The sequence below is a fragment of the Sphingomonas sp. R1 genome (genome assembly GCF_025960285.1).
Taxonomy (GTDB): domain Bacteria; phylum Pseudomonadota; class Alphaproteobacteria; order Sphingomonadales; family Sphingomonadaceae; genus Sphingomonas.
In genome coordinates this window covers 1650140-1675528 of record NZ_CP110111.1, presented here as the reverse complement: position 1 = coordinate 1675528, position 25389 = coordinate 1650140, and the positions used below count along the sequence as shown (strand labels likewise).

The 25389-nt window shown below is 67.2% G+C and carries 27 protein-coding genes and 2 tRNA genes; 20 read left to right on the top strand and 9 right to left on the bottom strand.

Going from position 1 to position 25389, the window contains the following annotated elements; translation table 11 throughout:
* Positions 1 to 50 precede the first annotated feature (50 nt).
* From OIM94_RS08105 to nadA, 9 genes are all read left to right on the top strand, one after another.
* On the top strand, positions 51 to 353 hold the full coding sequence (locus tag OIM94_RS08105; protein ID WP_264609552.1) for a hypothetical protein: 303 nt from the start codon (positions 51 to 53) through the stop codon (positions 351 to 353).
* Positions 354 to 477: 124 nt separating this feature from the next.
* Positions 478 to 801 carry a DUF1476 domain-containing protein gene (locus tag OIM94_RS08100; RefSeq protein ID WP_264609551.1) on the top strand — a complete coding sequence of 108 codons (324 nt, stop codon included), beginning with the start codon at positions 478 to 480 and terminating at the stop codon, positions 799 to 801.
* A gap of 1 nt (position 802) precedes the next feature.
* Positions 803 to 1042: a BolA family protein gene (locus OIM94_RS08095; protein ID WP_064313164.1), complete on the top strand. Its 240-nt coding sequence runs from the start codon at positions 803 to 805 to the stop codon at positions 1040 to 1042.
* 3 nt (positions 1043 to 1045) lie between these two features.
* Positions 1046 to 1378, top strand: a complete 333-nt coding sequence (grxD, locus tag OIM94_RS08090) for a Grx4 family monothiol glutaredoxin (protein WP_084582175.1) — start codon at positions 1046 to 1048, stop codon at positions 1376 to 1378.
* A 534-nt stretch (positions 1379 to 1912) separates the two neighbouring features.
* Positions 1913 to 2281, top strand: a complete 369-nt coding sequence (locus OIM94_RS08085) for a BlaI/MecI/CopY family transcriptional regulator (RefSeq protein ID WP_064313166.1) — start codon at positions 1913 to 1915, stop codon at positions 2279 to 2281.
* Complete coding sequence (locus tag OIM94_RS08080) at positions 2278 to 3927, top strand: M56 family metallopeptidase (protein ID WP_264609550.1); 1650 nt, start codon at positions 2278 to 2280, stop codon at positions 3925 to 3927. Before OIM94_RS08085 ends, OIM94_RS08080 begins: the two co-directional genes overlap by 4 nt.
* Before the next feature lie 122 nt (positions 3928 to 4049).
* Positions 4050 to 4916, top strand: coding sequence for an MBL fold metallo-hydrolase (locus OIM94_RS08075; RefSeq protein ID WP_264609549.1), 867 nt, complete (start codon positions 4050 to 4052; stop codon positions 4914 to 4916).
* Positions 4917 to 5050: 134 nt separating this feature from the next.
* A complete protein-coding gene (locus OIM94_RS08070; RefSeq protein ID WP_264609548.1) occupies positions 5051 to 5764 on the top strand; it encodes a hypothetical protein in 714 nt (237 codons plus the stop codon).
* A gap of 157 nt (positions 5765 to 5921) precedes the next feature.
* Positions 5922 to 6923: a quinolinate synthase NadA gene (gene nadA, locus OIM94_RS08065; protein ID WP_264609547.1), complete on the top strand. Its 1002-nt coding sequence runs from the start codon at positions 5922 to 5924 to the stop codon at positions 6921 to 6923.
* Positions 6924 to 6927: 4 nt separating this feature from the next.
* Here the strand turns inward: nadA and OIM94_RS08060 are convergent, their stop codons facing one another.
* Positions 6928 to 7230 (bottom strand): helix-turn-helix domain-containing protein, encoded by a 303-nt coding sequence (locus OIM94_RS08060; RefSeq protein WP_264609546.1) that lies wholly within the window; start codon positions 7228 to 7230, stop codon positions 6928 to 6930.
* 225 nt (positions 7231 to 7455) lie between these two features.
* Between OIM94_RS08060 and OIM94_RS08055 the strand changes: the two genes are divergently transcribed.
* The 4 genes from OIM94_RS08055 to OIM94_RS08040 are packed head-to-tail and all read left to right on the top strand — an operon-like array spanning position 7456 to position 10418.
* Positions 7456 to 8427, top strand: coding sequence for a winged helix-turn-helix domain-containing protein (locus OIM94_RS08055; RefSeq protein WP_264609545.1), 972 nt, complete (start codon positions 7456 to 7458; stop codon positions 8425 to 8427).
* A gap of 32 nt (positions 8428 to 8459) precedes the next feature.
* A complete protein-coding gene (nadC, locus tag OIM94_RS08050; protein ID WP_264609544.1) occupies positions 8460 to 9305 on the top strand; it encodes a carboxylating nicotinate-nucleotide diphosphorylase in 846 nt (281 codons plus the stop codon).
* 11 nt (positions 9306 to 9316) lie between these two features.
* Positions 9317 to 10024: a ribonuclease T2 family protein gene (locus tag OIM94_RS08045; protein ID WP_264609543.1), complete on the top strand. Its 708-nt coding sequence runs from the start codon at positions 9317 to 9319 to the stop codon at positions 10022 to 10024.
* A 4-nt stretch (positions 10025 to 10028) separates the two neighbouring features.
* Positions 10029 to 10418, top strand: coding sequence for a putative quinol monooxygenase (locus OIM94_RS08040; protein ID WP_264609542.1), 390 nt, complete (start codon positions 10029 to 10031; stop codon positions 10416 to 10418).
* Between the two features lie 41 nt (positions 10419 to 10459).
* Here the strand turns inward: OIM94_RS08040 and OIM94_RS08035 are convergent, their stop codons facing one another.
* Together OIM94_RS08035 and OIM94_RS08030 are read right to left on the bottom strand one after the other, a co-directional pair.
* Positions 10460 to 10879, bottom strand: coding sequence for a DUF4112 domain-containing protein (locus OIM94_RS08035; RefSeq protein ID WP_264609541.1), 420 nt, complete (start codon positions 10877 to 10879; stop codon positions 10460 to 10462).
* A gap of 9 nt (positions 10880 to 10888) precedes the next feature.
* Positions 10889 to 12346 carry an ABC transporter substrate-binding protein gene (locus OIM94_RS08030; protein WP_264609540.1) on the bottom strand — a complete coding sequence of 486 codons (1458 nt, stop codon included), beginning with the start codon at positions 12344 to 12346 and terminating at the stop codon, positions 10889 to 10891.
* A 100-nt stretch (positions 12347 to 12446) separates the two neighbouring features.
* Between OIM94_RS08030 and OIM94_RS08025 the strand changes: the two genes are divergently transcribed.
* Positions 12447 to 12950: an NUDIX domain-containing protein gene (locus OIM94_RS08025; RefSeq protein WP_264609539.1), complete on the top strand. Its 504-nt coding sequence runs from the start codon at positions 12447 to 12449 to the stop codon at positions 12948 to 12950.
* Positions 12951 to 12960: 10 nt separating this feature from the next.
* Here OIM94_RS08025 and OIM94_RS08020 read toward each other — a convergent pair.
* The 3 genes from OIM94_RS08020 to rpsA form a co-directional block, all read right to left on the bottom strand.
* Positions 12961 to 13047, bottom strand: a tRNA-Leu gene (locus tag OIM94_RS08020).
* Between the two features lie 48 nt (positions 13048 to 13095).
* A complete protein-coding gene (locus OIM94_RS08015; protein WP_264609538.1) occupies positions 13096 to 13374 on the bottom strand; it encodes an integration host factor subunit beta in 279 nt (92 codons plus the stop codon).
* Positions 13375 to 13555: 181 nt separating this feature from the next.
* Positions 13556 to 15268 carry a 30S ribosomal protein S1 gene (gene rpsA, locus OIM94_RS08010; protein WP_264609537.1) on the bottom strand — a complete coding sequence of 571 codons (1713 nt, stop codon included), beginning with the start codon at positions 15266 to 15268 and terminating at the stop codon, positions 13556 to 13558.
* A 382-nt stretch (positions 15269 to 15650) separates the two neighbouring features.
* Between rpsA and OIM94_RS08005 the strand changes: the two genes are divergently transcribed.
* Together OIM94_RS08005 and OIM94_RS08000 are read left to right on the top strand one after the other, a co-directional pair.
* Positions 15651 to 15950 carry a hypothetical protein gene (locus OIM94_RS08005; RefSeq protein WP_264609536.1) on the top strand — a complete coding sequence of 100 codons (300 nt, stop codon included), beginning with the start codon at positions 15651 to 15653 and terminating at the stop codon, positions 15948 to 15950.
* A 712-nt stretch (positions 15951 to 16662) separates the two neighbouring features.
* Positions 16663 to 17517 carry a flagellin gene (locus OIM94_RS08000; RefSeq protein WP_264609535.1) on the top strand — a complete coding sequence of 285 codons (855 nt, stop codon included), beginning with the start codon at positions 16663 to 16665 and terminating at the stop codon, positions 17515 to 17517.
* Positions 17518 to 17610: 93 nt separating this feature from the next.
* Here OIM94_RS08000 and cmk read toward each other — a convergent pair whose 3' ends face one another.
* The 3 genes from cmk to aroA are packed head-to-tail and all read right to left on the bottom strand — an operon-like array spanning position 17611 to position 20593.
* Positions 17611 to 18225, bottom strand: a complete 615-nt coding sequence (gene cmk / locus OIM94_RS07995; protein ID WP_264609534.1) for a (d)CMP kinase — start codon at positions 18223 to 18225, stop codon at positions 17611 to 17613.
* Between the two features lie 59 nt (positions 18226 to 18284).
* Positions 18285 to 19268 carry an alpha/beta hydrolase gene (locus OIM94_RS07990; protein ID WP_264609533.1) on the bottom strand — a complete coding sequence of 328 codons (984 nt, stop codon included), beginning with the start codon at positions 19266 to 19268 and terminating at the stop codon, positions 18285 to 18287.
* Positions 19265 to 20593 (bottom strand): 3-phosphoshikimate 1-carboxyvinyltransferase, encoded by a 1329-nt coding sequence (gene aroA, locus OIM94_RS07985; protein ID WP_264609532.1) that lies wholly within the window; start codon positions 20591 to 20593, stop codon positions 19265 to 19267. The genes OIM94_RS07990 and aroA overlap by 4 nt, the downstream gene beginning before the upstream one ends.
* A gap of 104 nt (positions 20594 to 20697) precedes the next feature.
* Here aroA and OIM94_RS07980 point away from each other — a divergent pair, with 104 nt between their 5' ends.
* The 4 genes from OIM94_RS07980 to OIM94_RS07965 all read left to right on the top strand — a co-directional run bounded on the left by OIM94_RS07980 (position 20698) and on the right by OIM94_RS07965 (position 25319).
* Positions 20698 to 21024 carry a TIGR02300 family protein gene (locus OIM94_RS07980; protein ID WP_121074901.1) on the top strand — a complete coding sequence of 109 codons (327 nt, stop codon included), beginning with the start codon at positions 20698 to 20700 and terminating at the stop codon, positions 21022 to 21024.
* Between the two features lie 83 nt (positions 21025 to 21107).
* Positions 21108 to 21183 (top strand) — tRNA-Ala (locus OIM94_RS07975).
* Positions 21184 to 21533: 350 nt separating this feature from the next.
* Complete coding sequence (locus OIM94_RS07970; protein WP_264609864.1) at positions 21534 to 22379, top strand: alpha/beta fold hydrolase; 846 nt, start codon at positions 21534 to 21536, stop codon at positions 22377 to 22379.
* Between the two features lie 192 nt (positions 22380 to 22571).
* Positions 22572 to 25319: a TonB-dependent receptor gene (locus OIM94_RS07965; RefSeq protein WP_264609531.1), complete on the top strand. Its 2748-nt coding sequence runs from the start codon at positions 22572 to 22574 to the stop codon at positions 25317 to 25319.
* Positions 25320 to 25389 lie beyond the last annotated feature (70 nt).

The following is a 25389-nucleotide window of genomic DNA, read 5'->3' as shown; positions in this document are numbered from 1 at the left end:
CTGTCCGGCGACAGGCTTCTCCCCACGCTGCGACAGTGTTAAACGGGCGCATGTCCTCACCGGCTGTTGCTGATCGACCTCGCCGTGTCGGCGCACAACTTGCTCTTGGCGTGTCGCTTGGGCTGTTGGCGAACGCGTTCGTTGCCGTTGTCACGGCGTCCGAGCGCTACGCACCGCAGCTTCATAGCTGGGCAGTATGTTTTGTCCTTTCCGCGCTGTGTCTTGTTTCGGCGTTTCGTTGTGCGCGAGGCTGGAAGCGCTGGCTCGCGTTGTTTTTCTTGATCGTGCTGGCATGGACTGCCGAGATTCCGCTCGAACGCGCTTTCTATTATGGTCAATGGTGGGATTCTTGAGCGCGGCCCCAACTGCCAACGGGTTGGCGATGACAGGAAGCTCCACCGCCATCCGCAACCACCCCCGTTGCCAGCGCGGCCCGGCCCTCCTATTTCGGTCCCGAGTTTAGCTAAGGGGCATATGATGACCGCATTCGACGATCGCGAACGGGCGTTCGAGGCGAAGTTCGCGCGCGACGAGGATATTGCGTTCCGCATCACCGCGCGTCGCAACAAGCTGCTCGGCCAGTGGGCCGCCGCCAAGATGGGCCTCACGCCCGAAGAGACCGACGCCTATGCCAAGGCCGTCGTCCAGGCCGATTTCGAGGAAGCCGGCGACGAGGACGTGATCCGCAAGCTGCTCGGCGACATGCTCGCCGCGAATGTCGAGATCGACGACGCCACCGTGCGCCGCGCGATCGAGGAGCAGACCGTCGAGGCGCGCCGCCAGCTGATGGAATCCAAGTAACATGCCGATGCCCGCTGCCGAGATCGAGGCGCTGATCCGCGCCGGCATCCCCGACGCGCAGATCGAGATCACCGATCTCGCCGGCGACGGCGACCACTATGCAGCGCGGGTCGTCGCCCCCATGTTCCGGGGCATGCCGCGCGTGCGGCAGCATCAGGCCGTCTATGCGGCGCTGGGTGGACGGATGGGCGGCGTGCTCCACGCGCTCCAGCTGACCACCGAAGCGACGCCCGAGGAGTAAGCAATGACCGACGATACCCAGGCCCGCATCCAGCAGCTGGTCGATGGCAGCGACGTGCTGCTGTTCATGAAGGGCAGCCCCCTGTTTCCCCAGTGCGGCTTTTCGAGCCGTGCCGTGGCGATCCTCAACCATCTCGGCGTCGAGTTCGACAGCGTCGACGTGCTGCAGGACCAGGGCGTCCGCCAGGGCATCAAGGCCTTTTCCGACTGGCCGACCATCCCCCAGCTCTATGTGAAGGGCGAGTTCGTCGGCGGTTCGGACATCATGATGGAAATGTACGAAAGCGGCGAGCTGACCCAGCTGATGGCCGACAAGGGCGTCGCGGCTTCGGCCTGAGGCGCGATCTTCGTGACGAGGTAAGGGAAGGGCTCTCGCCGGCGGCGGGGGCCCTTTTCGGTTTTGGGATGCCCTCTCCCCCACTCCGTTGTCATTCCCGCGAAGGCGGGAATCCATTTGCCAGGACGTCGCCGAAAGAGCCGTGGAGGGCCCACCAATGCATCCCCGCCTTCGCGGGGATGACGGTGGTGTGCGAGGTCGGCGCGGGATGAGAGTGGAGGCGTGAGGCTGTGTGGGTGAGGGGCCTGGAAGAACCCGGTGCGGGCGGGTCGATGGCCATGCCGGTGTACCATCGACCCGCCCTGAAGCGTCTTGGGGTTGGACGCTTTGGGGTACCCGTGACGATGCAGGCGCCGTGCCAGAAGGACAGAAACGCGCTTGCGGGCCGATCCTGGTGGTCAACGGCGGTTAACCCTCTGCTGCGCCTGTAAGCCTCGCCGACAGTTTCCGGGCCGACCGCAGCGTTCACCCCGCATTCACCCGCTTGACTACAGACGTAATCGAGACGATTACAGGCGTAGTCAGTGAGGGTGTATGACCGAGCGAATCAGCGAAGCCGAACATGCGGTGATGGAGGTTCTGTGGGAGGAATCGCCGCTCACCGCGCAGGAAGTGACCGAGCGGGTACCCGCCGATCGCGACTGGAGCGCCAATACGGTCAAGACGCTGCTCGGGCGGCTGCTCGCCAAGAACGTCATCGCGCATGAGGAAGAGGGGCGGCGCTACCGCTATCGCCCGCTCGTCGCGCGGGGCGATTATGTGGTAGGCGAGTCGCGCAAACTGATCGACCGGCTGTTCGGCGGCCGGCTGACGCCGCTGGTGGCGCATCTGGCGGAACGGGACGCCATCACCGACCAGGACATCGCCGAAATCGAAGCTCTCCTGAAGGAGCTGAAGCAATGATCGGCTGGTGGATCGAAACCCTGCTCGCAAGCACGCTGCTGATGCTGCTGGCGCTTGCGCTTCGTGGGCCCGTGCGCAAGGCATTCGGGCCGCAGCTTGCCTATGCGCTGTGGGTGCTGCCCGCCGCGCGGATGCTGCTGCCGCCGCTGCCGGGGCAATGGCATCTGAGCGCGCTGCTCGCGCCGCTCACCCGCAGGGCGGCCGAGGCGCCGGCGGTGGCGATGGGGGTGCTCAATCCCGACACGCTACCGGCGAACCTCGACCAGGGGGCGGTGCTTACCATCGACCTGAGCGCCGGCGCCCATCCTCTGCCCGCCGCGCTGGTCGCGCCGACGCCGGTAGCCGAAGGGCTGAACGTCACGCTGCTCCTGCTGGCGCTGTGGAGCGCGGGCGCGCTGTTGTTCCTTGGCTATCATCTGGTCGCGCATCGCCGCTTCTGCCGGCACCTGCTGTCGCGGGCGCGGGTCGATCGTACCGTGGCCGAGGGCCGGGTGCGGGTGATCGAGACCGATGCCGCGCACGGCCCGCTCGCCTTCGGCATCTTCCGCAAATATGTCGCGTTCCCGCGCGACTTTTCCGAGCGCTACGACGAGGTCGAACGCGATCTCGCGCTCGCGCATGAACTCGGCCACCATCTGCGCGGCGACCTAGTCGCCAACTGGGCCGCGCTGATCGTGCTGGCCGCCCACTGGTTCAATCCGGTCGCATGGCGGGCGTTCCGCGCCTTCCGCGCCGATCAGGAAATGGCCTGCGACGCCCTGGTGCTCGCCGGCCGCGCCCAGGCACTGCGCCATGCCTATGGCCGTGCGATCGTCAAGTCCGCGCATGGGGGCGCGGTCTCGGCGGCTTGTCACCTCCACACCATAAACGACGTCAAAGGGAGATTACGCATGCTCTCGATTCACCGGAAGCTTTCCCCCATCCGCATCGGCGCGGGGCTGGCCGGGATCACCACCGTTTCGCTCGCCGCGCTGGCGCTGACCGCCTCGGGCAGCCAGGCCGCGGAGCGCCTCCGCACCAGCATGGGCGACGCGATCCAATCGCAGGCCGCGCCTGCCGCGCCCGCTGCCCCGGCCGCCCCGGCGGCGCCCGCCGCCCCCGGCGCGCCGGCAGCACCCCCGGCACCCGCCGCGCCGCCGGCACCGGCCGCACCCGCGATCCCCGAAGGCCCCGTCGGCAAGCACCATGTCGTGCGGATCGACCGGACCGTGCAGGACGGGAAGGGCATCAAGAGGATGGTGATCATCCAGCGCGACGGAAAGCGCCAGGAAATCACCATGCCGGACATGGCGGCGATCCAGGCGAGCATCCCCGAGATTCGCGACGGCAAGTGCGGCAAGGGCGATGCGCCCACCGTCGAACACCGCAGCGAGGGCAACAAGCAGGTGATGATCATCTGCAGCGACCGGATTGCCGCGATGAGCGCGAACGCCAGCCGGATGGCGTCGTTCGACGCCGAACATAGTGCGCGCATGGCCGAACACACCAAGAAGATGGCGATGAACAGCGCGCTGATGAGCCTGCAGCACGCCCGTCGCACGATCGAGATGCAAACCAGCCTCACGGCTTCCCAGCGTGCCGAAGCGCTGGCCGGGATCGACCAAGCGCTGGCCGAACTGCGCGAGGACGCGAAGGACGACGACTGAGCGTAGGGCGCCGTCGCACAATCCCCGCGGCGGTGCACTCGGCGGGGCCGGCCTATTCCTTCGGGGCCGGCCCCGCTCCCCTCCGGCTTGCCTCCGCACGCGGAATGCCCAAATGCATCGCCATGACCGATGATGCGCCCACGGGCCTTGCGATCGCGCTGGAGCCGCTGGTGACGCGGATCCTCGCGGGCAACCCCTCTCCGTTCACCCATACCGGCACGCAGACCTATCTGGTCGGCACCGACGATCTTGCCGTGATCGATCCCGGCCCGGACGAGGCGGACCATCTGTCCGCGCTGCTCACCGCGATCGGCGGGCGGCCCGTGCGCGCGATCCTGTGCACCCACACCCACCGCGACCACAGCCCCGCCGCGCCTGCGCTCAAGGCCGCAACGGGCGCCCCGATCATCGGCTGCGCACCGCTGGTGCTCGACGATGCGGGTCCGCGTGCGGATGCCGCCTTCGATACCGGCTATGCGCCCGATGTCGTGCTTGCCGATGGCGAGCAGGTGGCAGGGCAGGGCTGGACGCTCAGTGCCGTGGCGACCCCGGGGCACACGTCCAACCATCTCTGCTTCGCGCTGGAGGAAAGCGGCGCGTTGTTCACCGGCGACCATGTGATGGGCTGGTCGACCACCGTGGTTGCCCCGCCGGACGGGAACATGGCGGACTATATGGCGAGCCTCGAGACGCTGATGGCGCGCGAGCAGGACCGCATCTACTATCCCGCGCACGGCGAGCCCATTGAGAATCCCCGTCGCTTCGTCCGCGGGCTCGCAGGCCATCGCAGGCAGCGCGAGGGGCAGATCCTCCGGCTTCTCGGCGATGGGATCGGCGCCGTGCCCGACATGGTGTCGCGCATGTATGTCGGCCTCGATCCGCGGCTGCACGGCGCGGCGGCGCGCTCGGTGCTGGCGCACCTGCTCGATCTGCAGGCGCGCGGGCGGGTGGCCGGTGATGGCAACGATTGGAAAATACTGCCGCAGTAACGACATGGATACCGCGAGTCCTCGTGGGTTAACGCATTGTGAACTTGCGGCACTTGCGCTATGATTCCCGTCCATCGGAGGGGTGGTCGATGGCGACAATCTTGCAAGCGGTGCCGCGTGCACATCGGGACGACATGCGATTTTTCGTGATCATGTCGTTCGTCATGGCGGCGATCATCGTCGCCGGTTTCTCGCTCAACATCGTGATGGGCCGTTCGAGCTTCGCGGTGCCGGCGATCGTGCACGTCCATGCCTTCGTCTTTTTCGGGTGGGTTGCGCTGTATCTGGCGCAGAACGTGTTCGTCGGCAGCGGATCGCTGGCGCTGCACCGCCGGCTGGGCTGGCTGGCGCTGCTGTGGGTGCCGCTGATGGTGGCGCTGGGCACGCTGATGACCGTGCTGTCGGTGCAGCACGGCGCGCCCTTCTTCTTCGACGTTCGCCAGTTCCTGATCAGCAATCCGGCGCAGCTGATGCTGTTCGGCGCGCTGGTGTTCGCCGCGCTCACGATGCGGCGGCGCACCGGCTGGCACCGCCGGCTGATGTTCTGCGCGATGGCGATCCTCACCGGACCGGGGTTCGGCCGCATGCTGCCGATGCCGCTGCTGATGCCCTATGCCTGGTATGCGGCGCTCGTGGCGGTGCTGGTGTTCCCGATCATCGGCATCCTTGCCGACTACCGGCGGGATGGGCGCATCCACCCCGCCTGGGCTTGGGGCATCGGCCTGATGCTGGGCGTGCAGGCGGTCGCTGACGGCATTGCGTTCAGTCCTGCCGGCACGGCGCTGGCGAAAGGGATCGTTGCCGGCACCGCCGGCAGCCACCGACCGCTGACGCCGAACTGGCCCTGACGCCCTCTCCGCGGCGGGCGGCATGCTGATCGCCCGCCGGACGGTCGTCTGATGCGGGCAGCCCGGGTGCGACCGTTGCGTCTCAACACTGTCGCCGCTCCCTTGATCCAGCCGCCCAGCCGGGCCATGTGGCGGGCGCACAACGGGAGTTTTGGGAATGGACGCGCGCAACGGCATCGGCGGCAGCCTCAGCGGACTGGATCTCCGCGCCGAGATCGAGCGGCTGCGCAAGGAGCGCAACGCGGTGATCCTGGCGCATTACTACCAGAAGCCCGAACTGCAGGATCTGGCCGATTTCGTCGGCGACAGCCTCGACCTCAGCCGCAAGGCCGCCGAGACGAATGCGGACGTGATCGCCTTTTGCGGCGTCCGCTTCATGGCGGAGACTGCCAAGATCCTCTCGCCCGACAAGATCGTGGTGCTGCCGGACATGGACGCGGGTTGCAGCCTGGAAGACAGCTGCCCGCCCGACCAGTTCGCCGCGTTCCGCGCGCAGCACCCCGATCACATCGCGCTGACCTATATCAACTGCTCGACCGAGGTGAAGGCGCTGAGCGACATCATCGTCACCAGCAGCTCGGCCGAAAAGATCCTCGCGCAGATCCCGGCGGACCAGAAGATCATCTTCGGGCCCGATCGCAACCTGGGCGGCTATCTCCAGCGCAAGACCGGGCGCGAGCTGCTGCTGTGGCCGGGGGTGTGCATCGTCCACGAGGCATTCAGCGAGACGGAGCTGCTCAAGCTCAAGGCCGAGCATCCCGGCGCGCCGATCGCCGCGCACCCCGAATGTCCGGCCTATATCCTCGATCATGCCGACTATGTCGGCTCGACCAAGGGCATTCTCGACTTTTCCAAGACGATGCCCGGCGACACGCTGATCGTCGCGACCGAGCCGCACATCATCCACCAGATGCAAAAGGCGATGCCGGAGAAGAACTTCATCGGCGCGCCGGGTGCGGACGGCAACTGCAATTGCAATATCTGCCCCTACATGGCGCTCAACACGATGGAGAAGCTCTACCTCGCGCTGCGCGACCTCAGCCCCAAGATCGAGATCGAGGAGGGCCTGCGCGTCCGGGCCAAGAAGAGCCTGGATCGCATGCTCGAGCTCGCCGGCGCGACGGTGGGGCAGGGCGATCTCGGGCCGGTACCGGCCTGATCGCTCAGCCGCGCACCACGCCGAGCAGCGTCAGCAGCAGCGTGGCGGTGGTGGCGAGCCCCAGCGAGGGCATCGCCGCGCGCCGGACGGGGCGTGGCGGCGCCTGCAGGCAGGGGGCGCGTTCGGCATGACCGGCGCGGATCGAGGCCAGGATCGGCGTCTCCGCCAGCTCCAGCGTGCGGGCGATGGCGCGGGCGAATCCGATGGCATAGATCGGGGCGCCGCAGCGATCGAACCGCGCGCCTTCGATCCACTCCAGATGGGTGCGGCCGATCCGCGTTCGCGCGGCCAGCTGGTCAAGCGACATGCCGGCGGCTTCACGCTCGGTTCGCAAGGCAGCGGCCGCGGCAACCCATGCATCCGGCCACGCGTCTGGCAACGTCGAATATGTCATTATGGTTCGGCGACCCCCCGGTACGTCGACCGCAGCATTGATATGGGCTAGTAACGATTCGCAAATCTTCGGGTACTCATTCTGGTGGGAGAATGAGGGCCTGTACGTTCCTTGTCCCGCGCTGGTGCGATTTCGCCGATGCAGGAAGTGATACGGTCCATTCCGGCGCCCGAGCGCAGCGCGACCGGCTTGCCCATGGGGCGGCTGATGGTGCGGCTGATCGCGGAGATGCAGCTGACGATGATCGCCGCGGGGATGCGCGCGCTGGACGGCGATCTGGACCGCGCCGTGATCTTCATGGTGGTGGCGCGGGCCAGCGAGATGCTGTCGTTGCACGGCGCCGGCCATGCGCGGGGCGACGGGCGGAGCGCCAAGGCGATCAGCATCAACGCACTCGCGGCCTCGCTCGGCCGCCCCTTCGAGACGATGCGGCGCCACATCCATGCGCTGTGCGCCATGGGGCTGTGCACCCGCAGCCCTGCCGGGGTGAGCGTGCCGGAGGCGGTGCACAGCCGTCCCGAAATTGCTGCGCTGTTCCGCACCTCCCACGATGCGCTGGTCCGCATGGCCGAGGATTTCGCTGCGCACGGCCTGCCGCTGCCCGAGCCGCGGCGGCATCTGCCCTATGACTGGCACACCGGGCTCGCCGCGGCCCATGACGTTCTGCTGACCGGCATCGAATTCCACGCCCATCGCTTCCAGTCCTGGACCGACATGGCGCTGGTCAACGCCATCCTGTGCGCCAATGCCCGCACCCTGCTGGAGAACAGGGATCTCGCTGCCGCCTATGCCGATTTCGAGGTGGTTCCGCCCGACACGCTGTGGCGGCCGATCTCGACCGGCGCGATCGCCCGCGCGCTGGGCCTCCCGGCGTCCACCGCGCATCGCCGCGTGTCCGCGATGGTTGGAGCGGGGCTGCTGACGCGCCGGGCGCGGGGCGTGATGATCGCGCCGGTCGCGCTTGCCGATCCGGCCTCGGTGGAGGACAGCCGTACCGCGCTGCTGCACACGCGGCAGATCCTGATCCGGCTGGCGGCCGGCGGCTTCCGGTTCGACGCGCCGGCGACACAGTATCGCGACGGCCGTCCGCCCTATGTGCAGTTCGCGTAGACGCCGTCGCCAGGGGATTCTACAGCCCGGCCATGACCTTCGTGCTTCCCGGCTTCGATTGCGACTCGTTCGTGCGAGCAACCCTTGCCGAGGATCTCGGCGACCGGGGCGACATCACCGCGGCGGCGGTGATCCCCGCCGAGTCGCGGTTCGAGGGCGTGATGGACAGCCGGGATCCCATCACCGTGGCGGGCCTCGCCGTCGCGGAGGCCTTCTTCCGCGCGCTCGACCCCGCGGTGGCGATCGAGCGGCTGGTCGAGGACGGCGCACAGGTGGCGGCGGGCACCGCGCTGCTCCGCCTGCAGGGGCAGGCGCGCGCGCTGCTCACCGCCGAGCGCTCGGCGCTCAACACCGTGCAGCATCTCAGCGGCATCGCCACGATGACGCGCCGCTATGTCGAAGCGATTGCCGGCACCGGGGCCACGCTGCTCGATACGCGCAAGACGCTGCCGGGGCTGCGCGTGCTCGAGAAATACGCGACGCGGATGGGCGGCGCGACCAATCATCGCATGGGCCTGTGGGACGCGGCAATGATCAAGGACAATCATGTCGCCGTCGCCGGATCGGTGGAAGCGGCAGTGGCCCGTGCGGTGGCGGCGGGAATCGAGCGGATCATCGTGGAGGTCGACCGGATCGAACAGATCGAGCCCGCGCTCGGCGCCGGGGCAACGCACCTCCTGCTCGATAACATGGCGCCCGCGACGCTGCGGGAGGCGGTGGCGCTGGTCGCCGGACGCGTCCCGACCGAGGCATCGGGCGGCGTGCGCCTCGATACGATCCGGGCCATCGCCGAGAGCGGCGTCACCTATGTCAGCGTGGGCCGGCTGACCCAGTCGGCGCCGGCGGCCGATATCGGCCTCGATTTCGCAAGCCTGTGAGGGACGACGGCATGAAGGCACTTTGGGCAGGGCTGGGGATGGTCGCGGCAATGCTGCCGGGGACGGCGCTTGCGCAGGCGCAGATGTGCGTCGCACCCCGCAAGGTCGAGCGGCCGCTGCCCGATCTGCCGAGCGCCAAGGAGCCCCGCCGCGTGCTGCCGATCAGCAGCTATACGCTGGCGCTGACCTGGGCGCCCGGCATTTGCCGCGCGCATGGCGATTCTCCGGCCAATGCGTTCCGTTGCGGCGGCGCGGGGTTCGGCTTCACGCTGCACGGCCTGTGGCCGGACGCGCCGGGGAAGACGTGGCCGCAATATTGCAAGGCGACCCCGATCCTGCCGCCCGCGCTGATCCGCAAGACGATGTGCGCAACCCCGTCCGAACAGCTCATCCAGCACGAATGGGCCAAGCACGGCACGTGCATGAAGACGACCCCGGAAGCCTATTTCCGGCGCTCGACCGCATTGTACCGCCAGATCCGCTATCCCGACATGGACGCGCTGTCGCGCAGCGGTGGCACCGTGGGCGATTTCAAGCGCGCCTTTGCGGCCGCGAACCGTGCGATTCCGGTAGAGGCGATCCGGGTGACGACCAATCGCGAAGGCTGGCTGGACGAACTGTGGCTCTGCCTGGACACTCGCTTTCGCTATCACCGCTGCGAGGCGGGCACCGGCGGCGCGGGGGACGATGCACCGCTCCAGATCTGGCGCGGGCGCTGAGCCGATGGCACTGGAACGACGCACCTTCCTCGCCGGCGCCACGGCCCTGGGCATCGGCGGCACCTCGGCCGCGGCAGCGGCATCCGGCGCGACCTACGGCCGGGTCGGCAAGATGACGGCCGTGCCGGGGCAGCGCGAGGCGCTTGCCGCCATCCTGATCGAGGGCACCGCCGCGATGCCCGGCTGCCTCAACTATGTCGTCGCGAGCGACGCAACCGACGCGGACGTGCTGTGGATCACCGAGGCATGGACGTCGAAGGAGGCGCATGCCGGATCGCTGGCCCTGCCCGCGGTACGCGCCGCCATCGCCAAGGGCAGGCCGTTGATTGCGGGCCTGCAGACAATCGCCGAGACGCAGCCGATCGGCGGCGTAGGGCTGGGCCCTCGCCTCTGACCAGGCGCAGCGGCAGGCCTGTCAGCACCGCCGCCTAGGGCTCAGGCGTCGATCACCCTGCTGGCGGGGTGATGCTTGTCGAGATAGCGCTTGATCAGCCGCAGATTTCGGGTGTTCGAGCGGAAGAAGAAATCGGGCACCGCACCGACGAAGGGAATCATGCCGAGCGCCCAATCGATCCCGATATTGCCCGCCATGCGCGCGACGGTACGCTTCGGCATGCCCAGATTGCGCGCCTCGAAGGCGAGATAGGCGCCCATCGCGGCGGCTGCAGTGGGGCCGATGCCCGGCACGAAATCGAGCAGCACGTCCAGGCCGACCTTGCGACGCAACCCCGGGATACGCACCAGACCTTCGAGCAGATGCTCCATCGCCTCGATCCGCTGGCGCACGGCCGCGGCGTCCGTGCCGATCGGCAGCCGCTGTGCAAAACCCTCGTTCATCCGTGTCGCCCGTGCCATGCCTGACCCTCACTGCTTGCGCAGGTGGTTCAACGGGTGCCAGGCGCGCGCGTTCCCCCGCCAGTTGACCAGCCGCAGCGCGACGATCGACCAGCGCAGCGGCTGCGCGAGCGGGATGAAGGCAACGTCGCTCGCCAGCATCGCATCCGCCTCGGCGATGCGGTGGGTGCGGTTGTAGAGGTCCGGCGCGTCGCGTGCGGCGGCGATCAGCGTCGCGGTGTCGTCCGAACAGGCGCGGCACGCCTGGTCGAGATACCAGCGCCCGCTGTCATAAGGGGCCACCGCATCGACCAGGGTCAGGTCCGCGCGGGCATCGTCCGGGCTGACCCGCACGGGGGAGATGCCGATCGCGATAAGGGTCGAGGCGAGATGCCCCCACAGCAAGGTTGCACCCGGCCCGGCGGGAAGGCCGATCCGGATTTCCACCGGCCCGCGATGCACCGCCTGCCACTCGCGCACGCGCTGGCTGGCAAGCGTGCGGCGCTGGTCGGTGGGTACCGTCATCCAGCTGCCCGGCGCGGGCGGCGCCGCCGAATCGAGCTTGGCCGGCAGGATGGTCTCGGCGGGTGCCCAGTCCGGCGCGATGGCCGCCGTAAGCGCGCCGCGATCGATCGCCATGGCGATGGCGGCGCGGTTCTGCGGCGTCGACAGAAAGCCGTCGCGGTGCAGCACCGCCAGCCCGAACAGGCCCACTGCCGGCTCGAGCTGCACGTTTTCCGGAGCAATGCCCGCCGCCTCGATGATCGGCCAGTCCGCAAGGGTGCCGCCGAGCACCAGATCCGAGGCGGCGGCGCGGAAACGGGCGATCGCCGCCGCCGCGGTCTCCCCGCGCAGCCGCACATAATCCTCCGGCGCGGGCGCGGCCTTGGGGTCATCGCCGGGCGTATCCACCGGGCGCAGGAGCAGCCCGTCGCGCTTGCCCGCGACGATGCGGAAGGGGCCGGATCCGGCCAGCCCGCGCGGCCGGAAGACCGCGAGTTCGGGCTGCGCGAACAGGTTGAGCAGATCGGGGCGCGGGCTCTTCAGCCGCACCTCGATCACCTGGGGCGTCATCTCGACGATCTCGTCGATCACCGCCAGATAGGGGGCGAGGCGGCTATGGCTGTTGCCGGCCACCGCACGCCGCAGTGCGCGCACGATTTCCCCGGCCGTGACCGGCTGGCCATCCGGCCAGGTCGCCTCGCCCAGGCGGAAGATATAGCTGCGGGCGTCGTCGAAGACGTTCCAGCGCTCGGCGAGCGCGGGTTCGATCTGGCCGTTGCCGTCGAAGCGCACCAGCCCCTGCGCGGTGGCGGCCAGCGCGATCGCCTGCGCCTCGTCGATCGGGCGCGCGCCGGGATCGGTCAGGAGCTGGCCGCTTCCGATCGCGCTGACCACCACCGGCGCATCGTCCCTGCGCTGGCCTTCCGGGCCGCAGGCGGACGCCGTCAGCAGCAAGGCGATCAGGGGCAGGCGGAGGCGTGGCATCAGCGGGTCCCGGGCGGCGGAGGCCAAGCTCTATGGTAGCCGGGCCGCGCTGCCAACCCCGCGGCTTCCCTGGGACGGCCACCTCGCCTAGCATCGCGGCATGGCCACGTCTCCGCTCCGTTTCCGCGCGCTGGCCGCGCCGCTCATCGCCGTGGCGCTGCGCGGCTATCTGGCGGTGCGCACCATCGGCTGGTTCGTCACCCGCCCCCGCACGCGCGGCGTCCGCGCGATCGCGTGCACGCCCGAGGGGCGCGTCGTGCTGGTGCGGCACAGCTATGTCGCCGGCTGGCATTTGCCCGGCGGCGGGCAGGAAGCGGGCGAAACGGCCGAAGCGGCGGTCCTGCGCGAATTGCGCGAGGAAGTGGGCATGGTGTCGCACGGCGCGATTCGGCTGCTCGGCACGTTGCAGCACCGCCCGAATTTCCGGCGCGACACGGTGACGCTGGCGGTGGTGGAGCAGGTCGCGTTCGCCTTTCGGCCATCGCTGGAGATCGTCGAGGCGGCGGCGTTCGATCCCGCGGCGCTGCCGGGCGGGACCACGTCGGGGACCAGCCGCCGCATCGCCGAATGGCGGGAAGGGCGGCCGATCGCCGAGGCCTGGTGATCCAGGCACCTGGTGCGGACGGCGGGACTCGAACCCGCACGCCCCGAGGGGCAGAAGATTTTAAGTCTCCGGCGTCTACCGGTTCCGCCACGTCCGCAGTGGGCGGCAGGCAAGACGCTGCCGCACGCCGCGTGTCAAGCGCGCATCACATGTTCAGGCGGACGCGCATCTCCTTGCCCGGCTTGAAATACGGCACGCGCTTGGCGTCCACCTCGACCGATTCGCCAGTGCGCGGATTGCGGCCCTGCCGCGCCTCGCGTGCACGCGTCGAAAATGCCCCGAAGCCGCGCAGCTCGACGCGACCATCCTCACTCAGCCGGCCGACAATCTCGTCGAAGAAGATCGAGACGATCTGCTCGACCTCGCGGAGCGAAAGCCCCGGATTGTCCTGTACCAGCAATTGAACCAACTCAGAACGGATCATTCGCGCCCCTCCCTTGGCAACCGCGCCCAATCTGGCCGCGAACGGCTATCCCCAAGGAAACCTTAGCGCTTTTTGCCAATCTGCAGCAACCGGCAGATGTGGTATATTTATGGTCAAAATCAAAAAAGAAGGGTCCGGGAACCGCTTCCGCGGCGCCCGGACCCCTGCTTTCGCAACCGGATTAGTTGTTCTGGCTGCGGGCCTTGAGGGCCTCACCCAGAATGTCGCCCAGCGACGCGCCCGAGTCGGACGAGCCATACTGCTGCACGGCCTGCTTCTCTTCGGCGATCTGCATCGCCTTGACCGAGAAGGTCGGCTTCTTCGAACGATCGAAGCCGGTCACCATCGCATCGAACTTCTGGCCGACCTGGAAGCGCTCCGGACGCTGCTCGTCGCGGTCGCGGCCGAGATCGGTGCGCTTGATGAAGCCGGTCGCGCCGTCGTCGCCCACCTGCACTTCGAGGCCCGCGTCGCGGACTTCGAGGACGGTGACGGTGACGATCGAGTTCTTGCCCAGACGATCGGCACCACCGGTCGAACCGGCAGCGGCGACGCCGCCACGCTCGAGCTGCTTCATGCCGAGCGAGATGCGCTCCTTGTCGGCTTCGACGGCCAGCACGATCGCGGTGACGGTCTCACCCTTGCGGTGCAGGGCCAGCGCGTCCTCACCCGAGATGCCCCAGGCGATGTCGGACATGTGGACCATGCCGTCGACGTCGTTGTCCAGGCCGATGAACAGGCCGAACTCGGTGGCGTTCTTGACTTCGCCCTCGACGGTCGAACCGACCGGGTGCTCTTCGGCGAACTTTTCCCACGGATTCTGCTGGGCCTGCTTGAGGCCGAGCGAGATGCGGCGCTTTTCCTGATCGACCTCGAGCACGACGACTTCGACTTCCTGCGAGGTCGAGACGATCTTGCCCGGATGGACGTTCTTCTTGGTCCAGCTCATTTCCGACACGTGGACCAGGCCCTCGATGCCGGCTTCCAGCTCGACGAACGCACCATATTCGGTGATGTTGGTCACGCGGCCCGACAGCTTGGCGCCGACCGGGTACTTCGCGCTCGCGCCATCCCACGGATCGCTCTCGAGCTGCTTCATGCCCAGCGAGATGCGCTGCGTGTCACGGTTGATGCGGATGATCTGAACGCGGACGGTGTCGCCGATGTTCAGGACTTCCGACGGGTGGTTGACGCGCTTGTAGCTCAGGTCGGTGACGTGCAGCAGGCCGTCGATGCCGCCCAGGTCGACGAACGCACCGTAGTCGGTGATGTTCTTGACGACGCCGTCGATCACCTGGCCCTCGGCGAGGCTCTGGATCAGGCCCGAGCGCTGCTCGGCGCGGGTTTCCTCGAGCACCGCGCGACGCGACACGACGATGTTGCCGCGCTTGCGGTCCATCTTGAGGATCTGGAAGGGCTGGGCGATGTCCATCAGCGGGGTGACGTCGCGCACCGGACGGATGTCGACCTGGCTGCCCGGCAGGAAGGCCACGGCGCCGTTGAGGTCGACGGTGAAGCCGCCCTTGACGCGGCCGAAGATGACGCCTTCGACGCGGGTGTTCTGGGCGAATTCCGCTTCCAGCTTGTCCCAGGCGGCTTCGCGGCGGGCGCGGTCGCGGCTGAGCATCGCTTCGCCGTTCGCGTTCTCGACGCGGTCGACATAGACTTCGACTTCGTCGCCGACCTTGAGGTCCGCCTTCTGGCCCGGCGCTGCGAATTCGCGCAGCGGCACGCGGCCTTCGGACTTGAGGCCGACGTCGATGACGGCGAGGTCGTTCTCGATGCCGGTGACGGTGCCGATCACGACGCGGCCTTCAAAGCCGTCCGCCTGACCGAAGGTTTCGTCGAGCAGTGCCGCGAAATCGTCGCGGGAAGGTGTTGCCGAAGTGGCCATAAAAAAGAGGTTCCTAGTGTTCGTTCTTTCCGGCCAGCCGGTTGGGTCCGGCGGTCTTGAGGGCCAGAAACGCCGCGGCGGCCGAATGCCGGTCGCGACATCCTTCGCACGGTTGCAGGTGGAGGACGACCAGAACGCGCCGAAACGCGAAAAGGGCGCAGGGGAGCATGCTCCCAGCGCCATCCCCCACGAGCACCCGCCCGCAGGACGCGCGCGCCTTACCGCGATCGGCATGCGAAAGCAAGGTTTTCGCCCCTGTCTCCGAAGTGGAGAAGCTTGGTTCCATTCCGGAGCGACCGACAATTGTTGTGCACGGCATGGCATAGTATTTGTACCGCCAGCGATATTGATGCGTGACGGTCCTCGATCAGGGAGGCAGGGGATGCCCTATCTACTCAAGGAGTATTTCAGCGGCGCAACACTGGCTGCTTCCAGCCATCTTCCCGAAGCGATGGATGGCGCCGATCAATTTGTGCAGTTCGGCTGGAGTCCACAGGCCGCACGGCTGCCGGTGCTGGCGGGCGGCGTCTATCGTCTGGACGATCCGCGCCGTCCGGGGCTGCGCCGCCGCGTGCGTGTCGACGGGGTGGCGACGGACCGGAACGCCATCCTCTACACCATCGAAGGCGATGCGTGCCCGACCTGCTGCGTGCACCACCAGGCGGAGATCGTGGAAGCCTGAGCCGCGCCCCGCGCGGCTCGCCTGGGGCCTGTACGGCAGGGAAAGTGCCGCCGGAGATCGATGCCGGCCGAGGAGGGGTGGTGTCCGGTGCGGACGAGTCCCCTTGCGTCGCGCTGGTGCGACGCTGGTCGCCCTGGCGAATCCGGGCGTTCCGCCGTCGGTTGAAGGCGCTTGAGCCGAAACGCCGATTCGTCCTCGGTCGCTCAGGAAATTCGGTGCCTTGCGGGTGGTTGATGAGAGATCAGCGGCCCGTCATGAGGCTGAACGCCGCGGGGCGATCTGTATCTGCAGCCTTGTGATCCCGCCCCGATCGGTCGCCGGCCGCGACGTTACGCAGGGCGCCGACGCGTGATCCTTGGTTGTGGCTGACAGATCATCGTAGTGGTTGGCTTGAGTATTGCCTCCACTTAACATCATATTCTCAATTAACCTGGCGTTATGAACTGTATTGGGTGCTGCAACGAAGCAAAACGCCAGAAACGTGTCGTTTGCAGCGCATGTGATTTCGCTAAATATCGTGATGAAGAGTTGCTGTAATCTCCATAATACGGGGCATTGTTGCAAGATTTCATACGGTGAAATATATTGATATTAGGTTCCTGGTTAGATCTTGTTTCCAGAATGGATGGGCAAGGCGCGGTGGCGCTTTGTCGAGGGCCGGCGCTTCCGGCCCACGCCGCAGAAGCGGCAGCAATCCAAGAAGGAACTCCTCATGGCATTTTCGGTAAACACCAATGTCGGCGCGATGGCGGCTCTGCAGAGCCTCAACCAGACGCAGAAGGACCTGTCGACCACCCAGAGCCGCATCAACACCGGCCTTGCGGTTTCGTCGACCAAGGATGACTCGGCGACCTACACGATCGCGCAAGGCCTGCGCAGCGATCTGGGCGGCCTGAAGTCGGTGTCGTCGTCGCTCAGCCGCGCCAAGAGCGTGACCGACGTCGCCGTCGCCGGTGCCGAGCAGATCTCCGACATCGTCAACCAGATGAAGGCCAAGGCCTATCAGGCGGCGGACGCCGGCCAGACCACGGACAGCCGCACGCAGCTCAACAACGACTTCACCGCGCTGCGCGACCAGATCACCACGATCGTCAATTCGGCTGATTTCAACGGCACCAACCTGTTGAAGTCGGGCGGCGGCACCGTCACCGCGTTGCAGTCGCTGCAGGACTCGAACACCGCGTCCACCGCCTGGAACCCGGACTCGCTGTCCGTCGACAATCAGGGCCTCGATCTGGGCGGGTCGAACATCACGATCTCGTCCTCCGCGACGATCAGCACCCAGGCGTCGGCCCAGGCGATGATCGACACGATCACCACCACGCAGAGCAACCTCACGTCGGTACTCGGCAAGCTCGGCGCCGCCTCGCGCAAGATCGATGCGCAGCAGACCTTCACCAGCAAGCTCTCCGACACGATCGAGAGCGGCATCGGCAATCTCGTCGACGCCGATCTGGCAAAGGAATCGGCCAAGCTGCAGGCGCTGCAGACCAAGCAGCAGCTCGGCGTGCAGGCGCTGTCGATCGCCAACCAGGCGCCGCAGACCATCACCTCGCTGTTCCGTTAAGCTGCGAGCCCCGACCCCCGGGGCAAAGGCCGGAGGGCCGGGATGGTTCGCCATCCCGGCCTTTTGCCGTGTCGCCGCCTGACGTCGTGGGGGTCAGCGGCGCTCGGCGATCTCGATGGCACGCTGCACGGCGGCGTCGATCGACAGGAAGCTCGTATCCAGCGTCACCGCGTCCGGCGCCTGGGTCAGCGGCGCCTCGCTGCGCTTCGAATCGCGCTCGTCCCGGGCGCGGATATCCGCCAGCACCTTGTCCAGGCTGACATTCTGCCCGGCCTTGCGCAGTTCCAGATGGCGACGCTGGGCGCGGATCATCGGCGTTGCCTTGACGAACAGCTTCACCTCGGCCTGGGGGGCGATCACCGTGCCGATATCGCGCCCGTCCAGCACCGCACCGCCGGGCTGCTGGGCAAATTTCTTCTGGCGCTGGAGCAGCGCGGCGCGGACCAGCGGATGCGCCGAGACGATCGAGGCGACCTGCCCGATCGCGTCGGTACGCAGCTCCGGTTCCGCCAGCAGACGGTCGTCAAAGCCGCTTGCCGCCACCGCATCGGCCTCCTTCGCAGGATCGAGTCCCTCGCGCAGCACGCTGGCGGCGACGGCACGATAGAGCAGGCCGGTATCGAGATGGGGCAGGCCGTAATGGCGGGCGAGCGCGCGGGCGATCGTGCCCTTGCCCGAAGCCGCTGGGCCGTCGACAGCAATGATCATGCGGTTCCCTCGCCAGTGCAGGCCGCCCCGTCAAGGGACTTGCCGCGAAACGGCCGCGATCAGGCGTCGTCGTGTCGCGCCATCCAGCGGCGGAGCAGGGCGAGATAGGCCTGCGTCCGGTCCAGCGTGATCACATGGGCCGCTCCCTGGACCACGCGGAAGCTCGCCCCCGGCACGCGCCGCGCATAGGCGGCCACCGTTGCCGGGCGTGCCTCGTCCCATTGTCCGCACACGAACAAGGTGCGCGCGCCCGGCAGCCGATCGAGCAGCGGCTCGCCATCATAGTCGCGCAGCGTGCCGGTGGAGACGAACTCGCTCTTCCCCCACATCCGCTGATACAGCGTGTCGCCGGCATGGGCGGGCTGCGCGGCGCGATAGTCCGCGATCAGCGGGGGCACCGGCGCGCGCCGGACGTGCGCGGCATAATAGGCGTCGGTCGCCTGGTCGCACCGGCGGGCGGGCGGCGGCGTCGCGCTGTCGCAGGCGGTCAGCGTCTCCCGCCACCGCCTGGGCATCTGCGCGCGCAGGATCCCGGCATCGGCGAGCCAGGTCCTGGTCGCGACGAGGGGCGATTGCAGGATCAGGCTGGCGGTGCCGGGGCGCTGCCTTGCGCCATATTCGAGCGCCATCGTGCCGCCCCAGCTCCCCCCGCCGACATGCCAGCGGCGGATGCCGAGCGCGCTGCGGATCCGGTCGAACTCGTCGACGAAGCGCTCGACCCGCCAGTTGTGCGGGTCGAGCGGGGCATCGGAGCGGCCCGAATCGAGCTGGTCCCACAGGATCACCGCGCGCTCGTCGGCCAGCGCGGTGAGCGGCAGCAGCCCGGCATGCCCGCTGCCCGGGCCGCCATGGGCATAGATCAGCGGCGGGCGTGGGCCGTTGAGGTCGCCATTGATCCGCACATAAACCCGTCCCCCCGCCACCGCCACCATCCCCTCCCGATCGGGCTCCGTCCGAATCCTGAGGGTGCGGGCGAGCGCAGGGGCCGCGACCAACCCGGCGGCAAGCCCGGCCAGGACCTCGCGGCGCCCGGCACGGATCATGCGGCGGTCAGCGCCTCGAGCGTCGGGAAGAAGTTGGGGTAGCTGGTCGCCACCGGTGCGACATCGTCGATCGCGATCGGCCGTTCGGCGGCGAGCGCTGCCACCGTCATACTCATCGCAATGCGGTGGTCGAGCTTGGTCGCGACCGATCCGCCGCCGGTGAGCGGCTTGCCGGCCGATCCCTCGATGGCTAGACCGTCCTCGAATTCCTCGGTCACCACGCCACACGCTTCCAGCGCGGTGCGCATCGTGGAGATCCGGTCCGATTCCTTGACGCGCAGCTCGTGCGCGCCGCGCGCCACGGTACGACCCTCGGCCATCGACGCGGCAATGAACAGCACCGGATATTCGTCGATCATGCTCGGCGCCAAATCGGCCGGTACCTCGATCGCCTTCAGAGGCGCGTGGCGGACGACGAGATCGGCAACCGGTTCGCCGCCGACGGTGCGGGCGTTGGTCTCCGCGATGTCGGCGCCCATCAGGCGCAGCGCTGTGATCAGCCCGGTGCGCGTCGGGTTCATGCAGACATTGACGATGGTGATCTCCGAGCCCGGCACGATCGACGCCGCCACCATCCAGAAACCAGCCGACGAAGGATCGCCCGGCACGACGATGTGCTGCGGCTTCAGTTCCGCCTCACCGGTGATCGAGATGGTCTTGCCGTCGGGTCCTTCCTCCACGGTCAGCTCGGCGCCGAAACCGCGCAGCATCCGCTCGCTATGATCGCGGGTGGGGACGGGTTCGATCACGCGGGTGATGCCGGGCGTGTTAAGGCCGGCAAGCAGGATCGCCGACTTCACCTGCGCCGAGGCAACAGGCAGGGTATATTCGATCGGCACCGCCGGGCACATGCCCCGCAGCATCAGCGGGAGGCGACCGCCGGGGCTGGCCGTGATCTCCGCGCCCATTTGGCTGAGCGGCTCGATCACCCGCCCCATCGGGCGGCTGGAGAGCGAGGCGTCCCCGGTGAAGGTGGCAGTGATGCCCTGGGACGCCACGAGGCCCATCAGCAGCCGGGTGGAGGTGCCGCTATTGCCCATGTCGAGCGCCTGGACCGGCTGCTGCAGCCCGCCGACACCGACGCCGTGGACGCGCCATACGCCGTCTTCGCCGCGCTCGACCTGCGCTCCCATCGCCCGCATCGCCGCGGCGGTGGCGAGGACGTCCTCGCCTTCCAGCAGGCCCTCGATGCGGCTTTCGCCGACGGCGAGGGCAGAGAACATGATCGCGCGGTGGCTGATCGACTTGTCCCCGGGAACGGTAACGGTGCCACGCAGCGGACCGCGGGCGGCGAGGGTAAGAGGGCGAGGTTCGGCGTTCGACATGGGCGCGGCTTTGACAGGCGGCTTGCAGCATGGCAAGGCGCGCCCCACTTTCCGGGATCACATCCCGAAATCTCCGAACACAGCGAAAGGCGAAGAGGCAACACATGGTGAAGCCGGAATGGGGCACCAAGCGCAGCTGCCCGAAGTGCGGTACGCGCTTCTATGATCTGACCAAGGACGAGCCGGTCACCTGCATCAATTGCGGTTTCGCCTGGGAGCCCGAGCCGATCCTGAAGTCGAAGCAGCCGCTGCCGTTCGAGGCCGTGAAGGCCAACACCGACAAGCCGGAAGCCGAGGATTCGGATCTGGTGGGCGATGACGATCTGGACATCGGCGCGGACGACGAGGAGCCCTCGCCGGACGACGATGTCGATCTTGGCGGCGACGACGACCTGGGCGTCGAGACCGTCAGCGACGACGACGAGCAGTAAGGTCGGAAAAAATTTGGCAAGCGCGAAAAAGGCGCTTGCCAACCCCGCGAGGCCCTTATAGAGGGGCCGCCTTCCCGGGGAATGGGGCCGTAGCTCAGCTGGGAGAGCGTCGCAATGGCATTGCGAAGGTCAGGGGTTCGATCCCCCTCGGCTCCACCATTCCCCGCGTTCACGACAGTGTCGGCAGCAGTTCCAGCCTGAAGACTGGTGGGCCCTTCGGGGCCCTTTTGCTATGTGCGGTGCACCCGCCCAATTCATCCGGCCAGCCACCCTAAGGCAGTGCCTCCTATACCTAGGTTCGATTTCGCAGCCGTACCGCTGCTGCCATGCTCCATGCATCCGGTCGGGTGTGCATCGCCTCCGATCCGAATCACCGATGGGGCCAAGGGAGCGTGGATATGGGCGGAACGGGAGACATCGCGGGCGTCACACGTCGGGAATTGCTCGAAGGCGCGCTGGCGTTGGGCGCCGTCGCGGCGGTGGCGCCGGCCGCGCAAGCGGCCGCGCGGATGAAGGCGGCGGGTGGGGCGACGCTCACGGTGAAAGACGGCACGACGATCTTCTACAAGGATTGGGGTCCCCGCACCGCGCAGCCCATCGTATTCCACCACGGATGGCCGCTTTCGGCAGACGACTGGGACGCGCAGATGTTGTACTTCCTTGCGCAGGGCTATCGTGTGATCGCGCATGATCGTCGCGGCCATGGCCGCTCGACCCAGACCGACACTGGGAATGACATGGCGACCTATGCGGCGGACATGCTTGCGCTGGCCGAGGCGCTCGACCTTCGCAACGCTGTGCATATCGGCCATTCGACGGGGGGCGGCGAAGTCGCGGCCTATGTCGCCCGCGCCAAGCCCGGACGGGTCGCCAAGGCCGTTCTGGTCGGCGCGATCCCGCCCCTGATGCTCAAGACCGCCAACAACCCCGGTGGCCTTCCGATCGAGGTGTTGGACGGTTTCCGCGCCGCGCTCGCCGCCAACCGCGCGCAATTCTATCTCGATGTGCCGACCGGGCCGTTCTACGGCTTCAATCGACCGGGGGCGAAGGTCTCCCCGGGGATCATCCAGAACTGGTGGCGCCAGGGCATGATGGGCGGCGCCAAGGCGCAGTATGACTGCATCAAGGTCTTCTCGGAGACCGACCAGACCGAGGATCTGAAGAAAATCCAGGTGCCGGTGCTGCTCCTGCATGGCGACGACGACCAGATCGTGCCCATCGCCGATTCCGCCCTGCTGGCGGTGAAGCTGGTGAAGCGCGGTGAACTAAAGGTCTATAAGAGCCTACCTCACGGCATGCTGACCACCCATGCAGACGTATTAAACCCCGATCTGCTTGCCTTCATCCGCAAGTAAACAAGTGGAGCCGTCTTCCGGTATTCGAAGGCGGCCCATCGTTCGACTGGTGTGAAATAAAACTGTAATAAAAGTCACGAAAATTTAACAAATTTCTTCTGTCCCCATTGTCGCTCCGGCGTCCTCTACCTGGTCGAACCGCGCCTCTTGCGCGGTGCAAAATGACCGCATTCACGGGGGACATCGAAGATCATGGTGAACAAGCGCACCCTTTGGCTGGTGACGACCGCGCTCGGTTGCGTCGCGCAGCCGGCACTGGCGCAGGACCAGCAGAGCACCGCCGGCGAGCCTCAGGACATCGTCGTCACCGGCTATCGCGCCAGCCTCGAGCAGGCCCGCGACATCAAGCGCAAGTCTGCGATCATCCAGGATTCGATCGCGGCCGACGACATCGCCGCCTTCCCGGACCTTAACCTCGCGGAGGCGATCCAGCGCCTGCCGGGCGTCGCGATCAACCGTGAGGCCGGCGAAGGCCGCCGCATCAGCCTGCGCGGCCTCGGCCCCGATTTCACCCGCGTCCAGCTAAACGGCATGGAAGTGCTGGGCAATGTCGACTCGCCCCAGGACAGCCGGGGCCAGAATTCGCGCGACCGCGCCTTCGACTTCAACCTGTTCGCCGCCGAGCTGTTCAACCGCGTCGATGTCGAGAAATCCTACCAGGCGATCCAGACCGAAGGCGGCCTGGCGGGCACCGTCGGCCTGCACACCGGACGGCCGTTCGACTATGTCGGCACCAAGGCGGTCGTCTCCGCCCAGCTCGGCACCAACACGCTGACCAAGGACGCGCAGCCTCGCTTCACCGGGCTGCTGTCGAAGAACTGGGGCAATTTCGGCGTGCTGATCTCGGGCGCCTATAGCCACCGCGACACCCGGGAGGAGGGCTTTGACACCTATCGCTGGCGTCGAAACAAGGCCAATGGCAGCGACGTCTCCGCGCTGACCGCCGATCAGCAGGCCAAGATCGCGTCGGGCGACCTGCGCTTTGCTCGCGGCAACCGCCTGTCGGTGTGGGACAGCACGCAGGATCGCCTGGGCCTGACCGCTGCGATCCAGTGGAAGCCGAGCGACAAGATCAATCTCGCGCTCGACGGCCTGTACGGCGAATTCAAGGGCGATCGGTTCGAAACGCACCTCGCCTCGCGCGGCGGTGGCGGCTCGACCTGGCTGGGCGGCGCGCAGACCTTCGCGGGGGTGACCTACAAGGCCTCCAAGATCAACCAGATCCACTGGAACGACCAGAACGAGGTCGACTATCTCGACGTCGATGGCGCCAACACCGCGACGGAAACCCGCACCCAGAAGACCAAGAACATCTTCAAGCAGCTGGTGCTGAGCGGCGACGCGGCGCTGAGCGACAACCTCAAGTTCTTCTTCACCGGCGGTGTCGAGCGCTCGAGCTACGACGTGCCGATCAGCGATAAATTCTACCTCGAAGCCTATGGTGGCGTCACCTCGGACTATCGCGGCGGCACCTATTCGCTGGTCAACACCTATAAGTGGGACACCGGCAACCCCGCGCTGTGGCACGCGCACAACCTGCTAATTTCGTCCAACTACCAGGATTCGGCGTTCGACACCGCCAAGGGCCGGTTGGAATTTTCGGTGAGCCCCGACGACAAGCTGTCGTTCGGCGGCGAATGGCGCCGGTTCGAGAATAGTGGCTATAGCCGTGGCGGCCAGGTTAATGTCTACCAGAGCGAGTTCCAGACGGGGAAGGTGAGCGCTGACATCAGCAAGTATGCCCAGGTCTATACGGGCTATAAGGGCCAGAACTGGGTGGTGGTCGATTACAACAAGGCGCTGAGCCAGCTCGGCATCGATCGCAACGCCTATCTCGGGCCCAAGCTGAGCGTCTACGGCGTCGAGGAGCGCACCGGCGCGGCGTTCGCGCAATATGACTGGGACCATCACCTCGGCAGCCTGCCGTTCCGCGGCAATATCGGCGTGCGCTACTATCGCACCGACCTGACCTCGTCGGGCTTCTCCAGCGCTACCGACAGCAAGGGCAACACGATTGGCAGCGGCAATGCCAGCATCGGCAAGAGCTATGACGGCGTGCTGCCGGCGATGAACCTCACGCTGGAGCTGCAGCAGGGCCTGCAGGTCCGCTTCTCGGCGGGCAAGAACATCAACCGCCCGACGCTGAGCGCACTGGCGGCCAATGCCTCGGTGACGCTCAACGACGACGGCACCTACAGCGTCTCGGTCGGCAATCCGGACCTGAAGCCCTACAAGTCGACCGACCTCAACCTGTCGATCGAGCATTATTTCGGCCGGGTCGGCTACGTCGCGCTGGGCGGCTTCTACAAGCATCTCGACGGCTTCATTGCCACCAAGACGCTGTCCAACGTGCCCTATAGCGTCACCGGCCAGCCGACCACGCTGGCACCGAACCTGACGCCCAGCACGATCATCACCAGCTACTCGATCCCGGTGAACCTCGACGGCACCGATCTGGCGGGCGTGGAACTGGCAGGGCAGGCCGACTTCACCTTCCTGCCGGCGCCGTTCGACCACCTGGGCGGGAGCGGCAACTTCACCTATCTCGACTCGAAGTACGATTATCGCAAGATCTACGGCTCGGACGCGATCCGCACCACGCTGGAAGGGCTGAGCCACGTCAACGCCAATGCGACGCTCTACTACCAGGACGCCAGGTTCGACGCGCGCGTCTCGGTCAATTATCGCAGCGGCTATGTGTACAGCGCCTCGCCGGTCTCGACGAGCCTCGGCAAGGATCAGGATCTCACCGGCTATGCCCCGACCACCTATGTGGACGCCTCGGCGCATTACAACCTGACCAGCAAGATCCAGCTGACCTTCGACGCGATCAACCTGACCAACCAGCGCGAGAAGCAATATTCGGACAGCACCCAGCGCCTCTATGTCGTCACCCGCGCGGGAACGACGGTGATGGGCGGCGTGCGCATTTCGTTCTGAGGCTTGCCCCGGGGCGGGACGGCGGAGCCGTTTCACCCCGGGGGTGGTCGGCCTCAGGGGTCAACAAGCT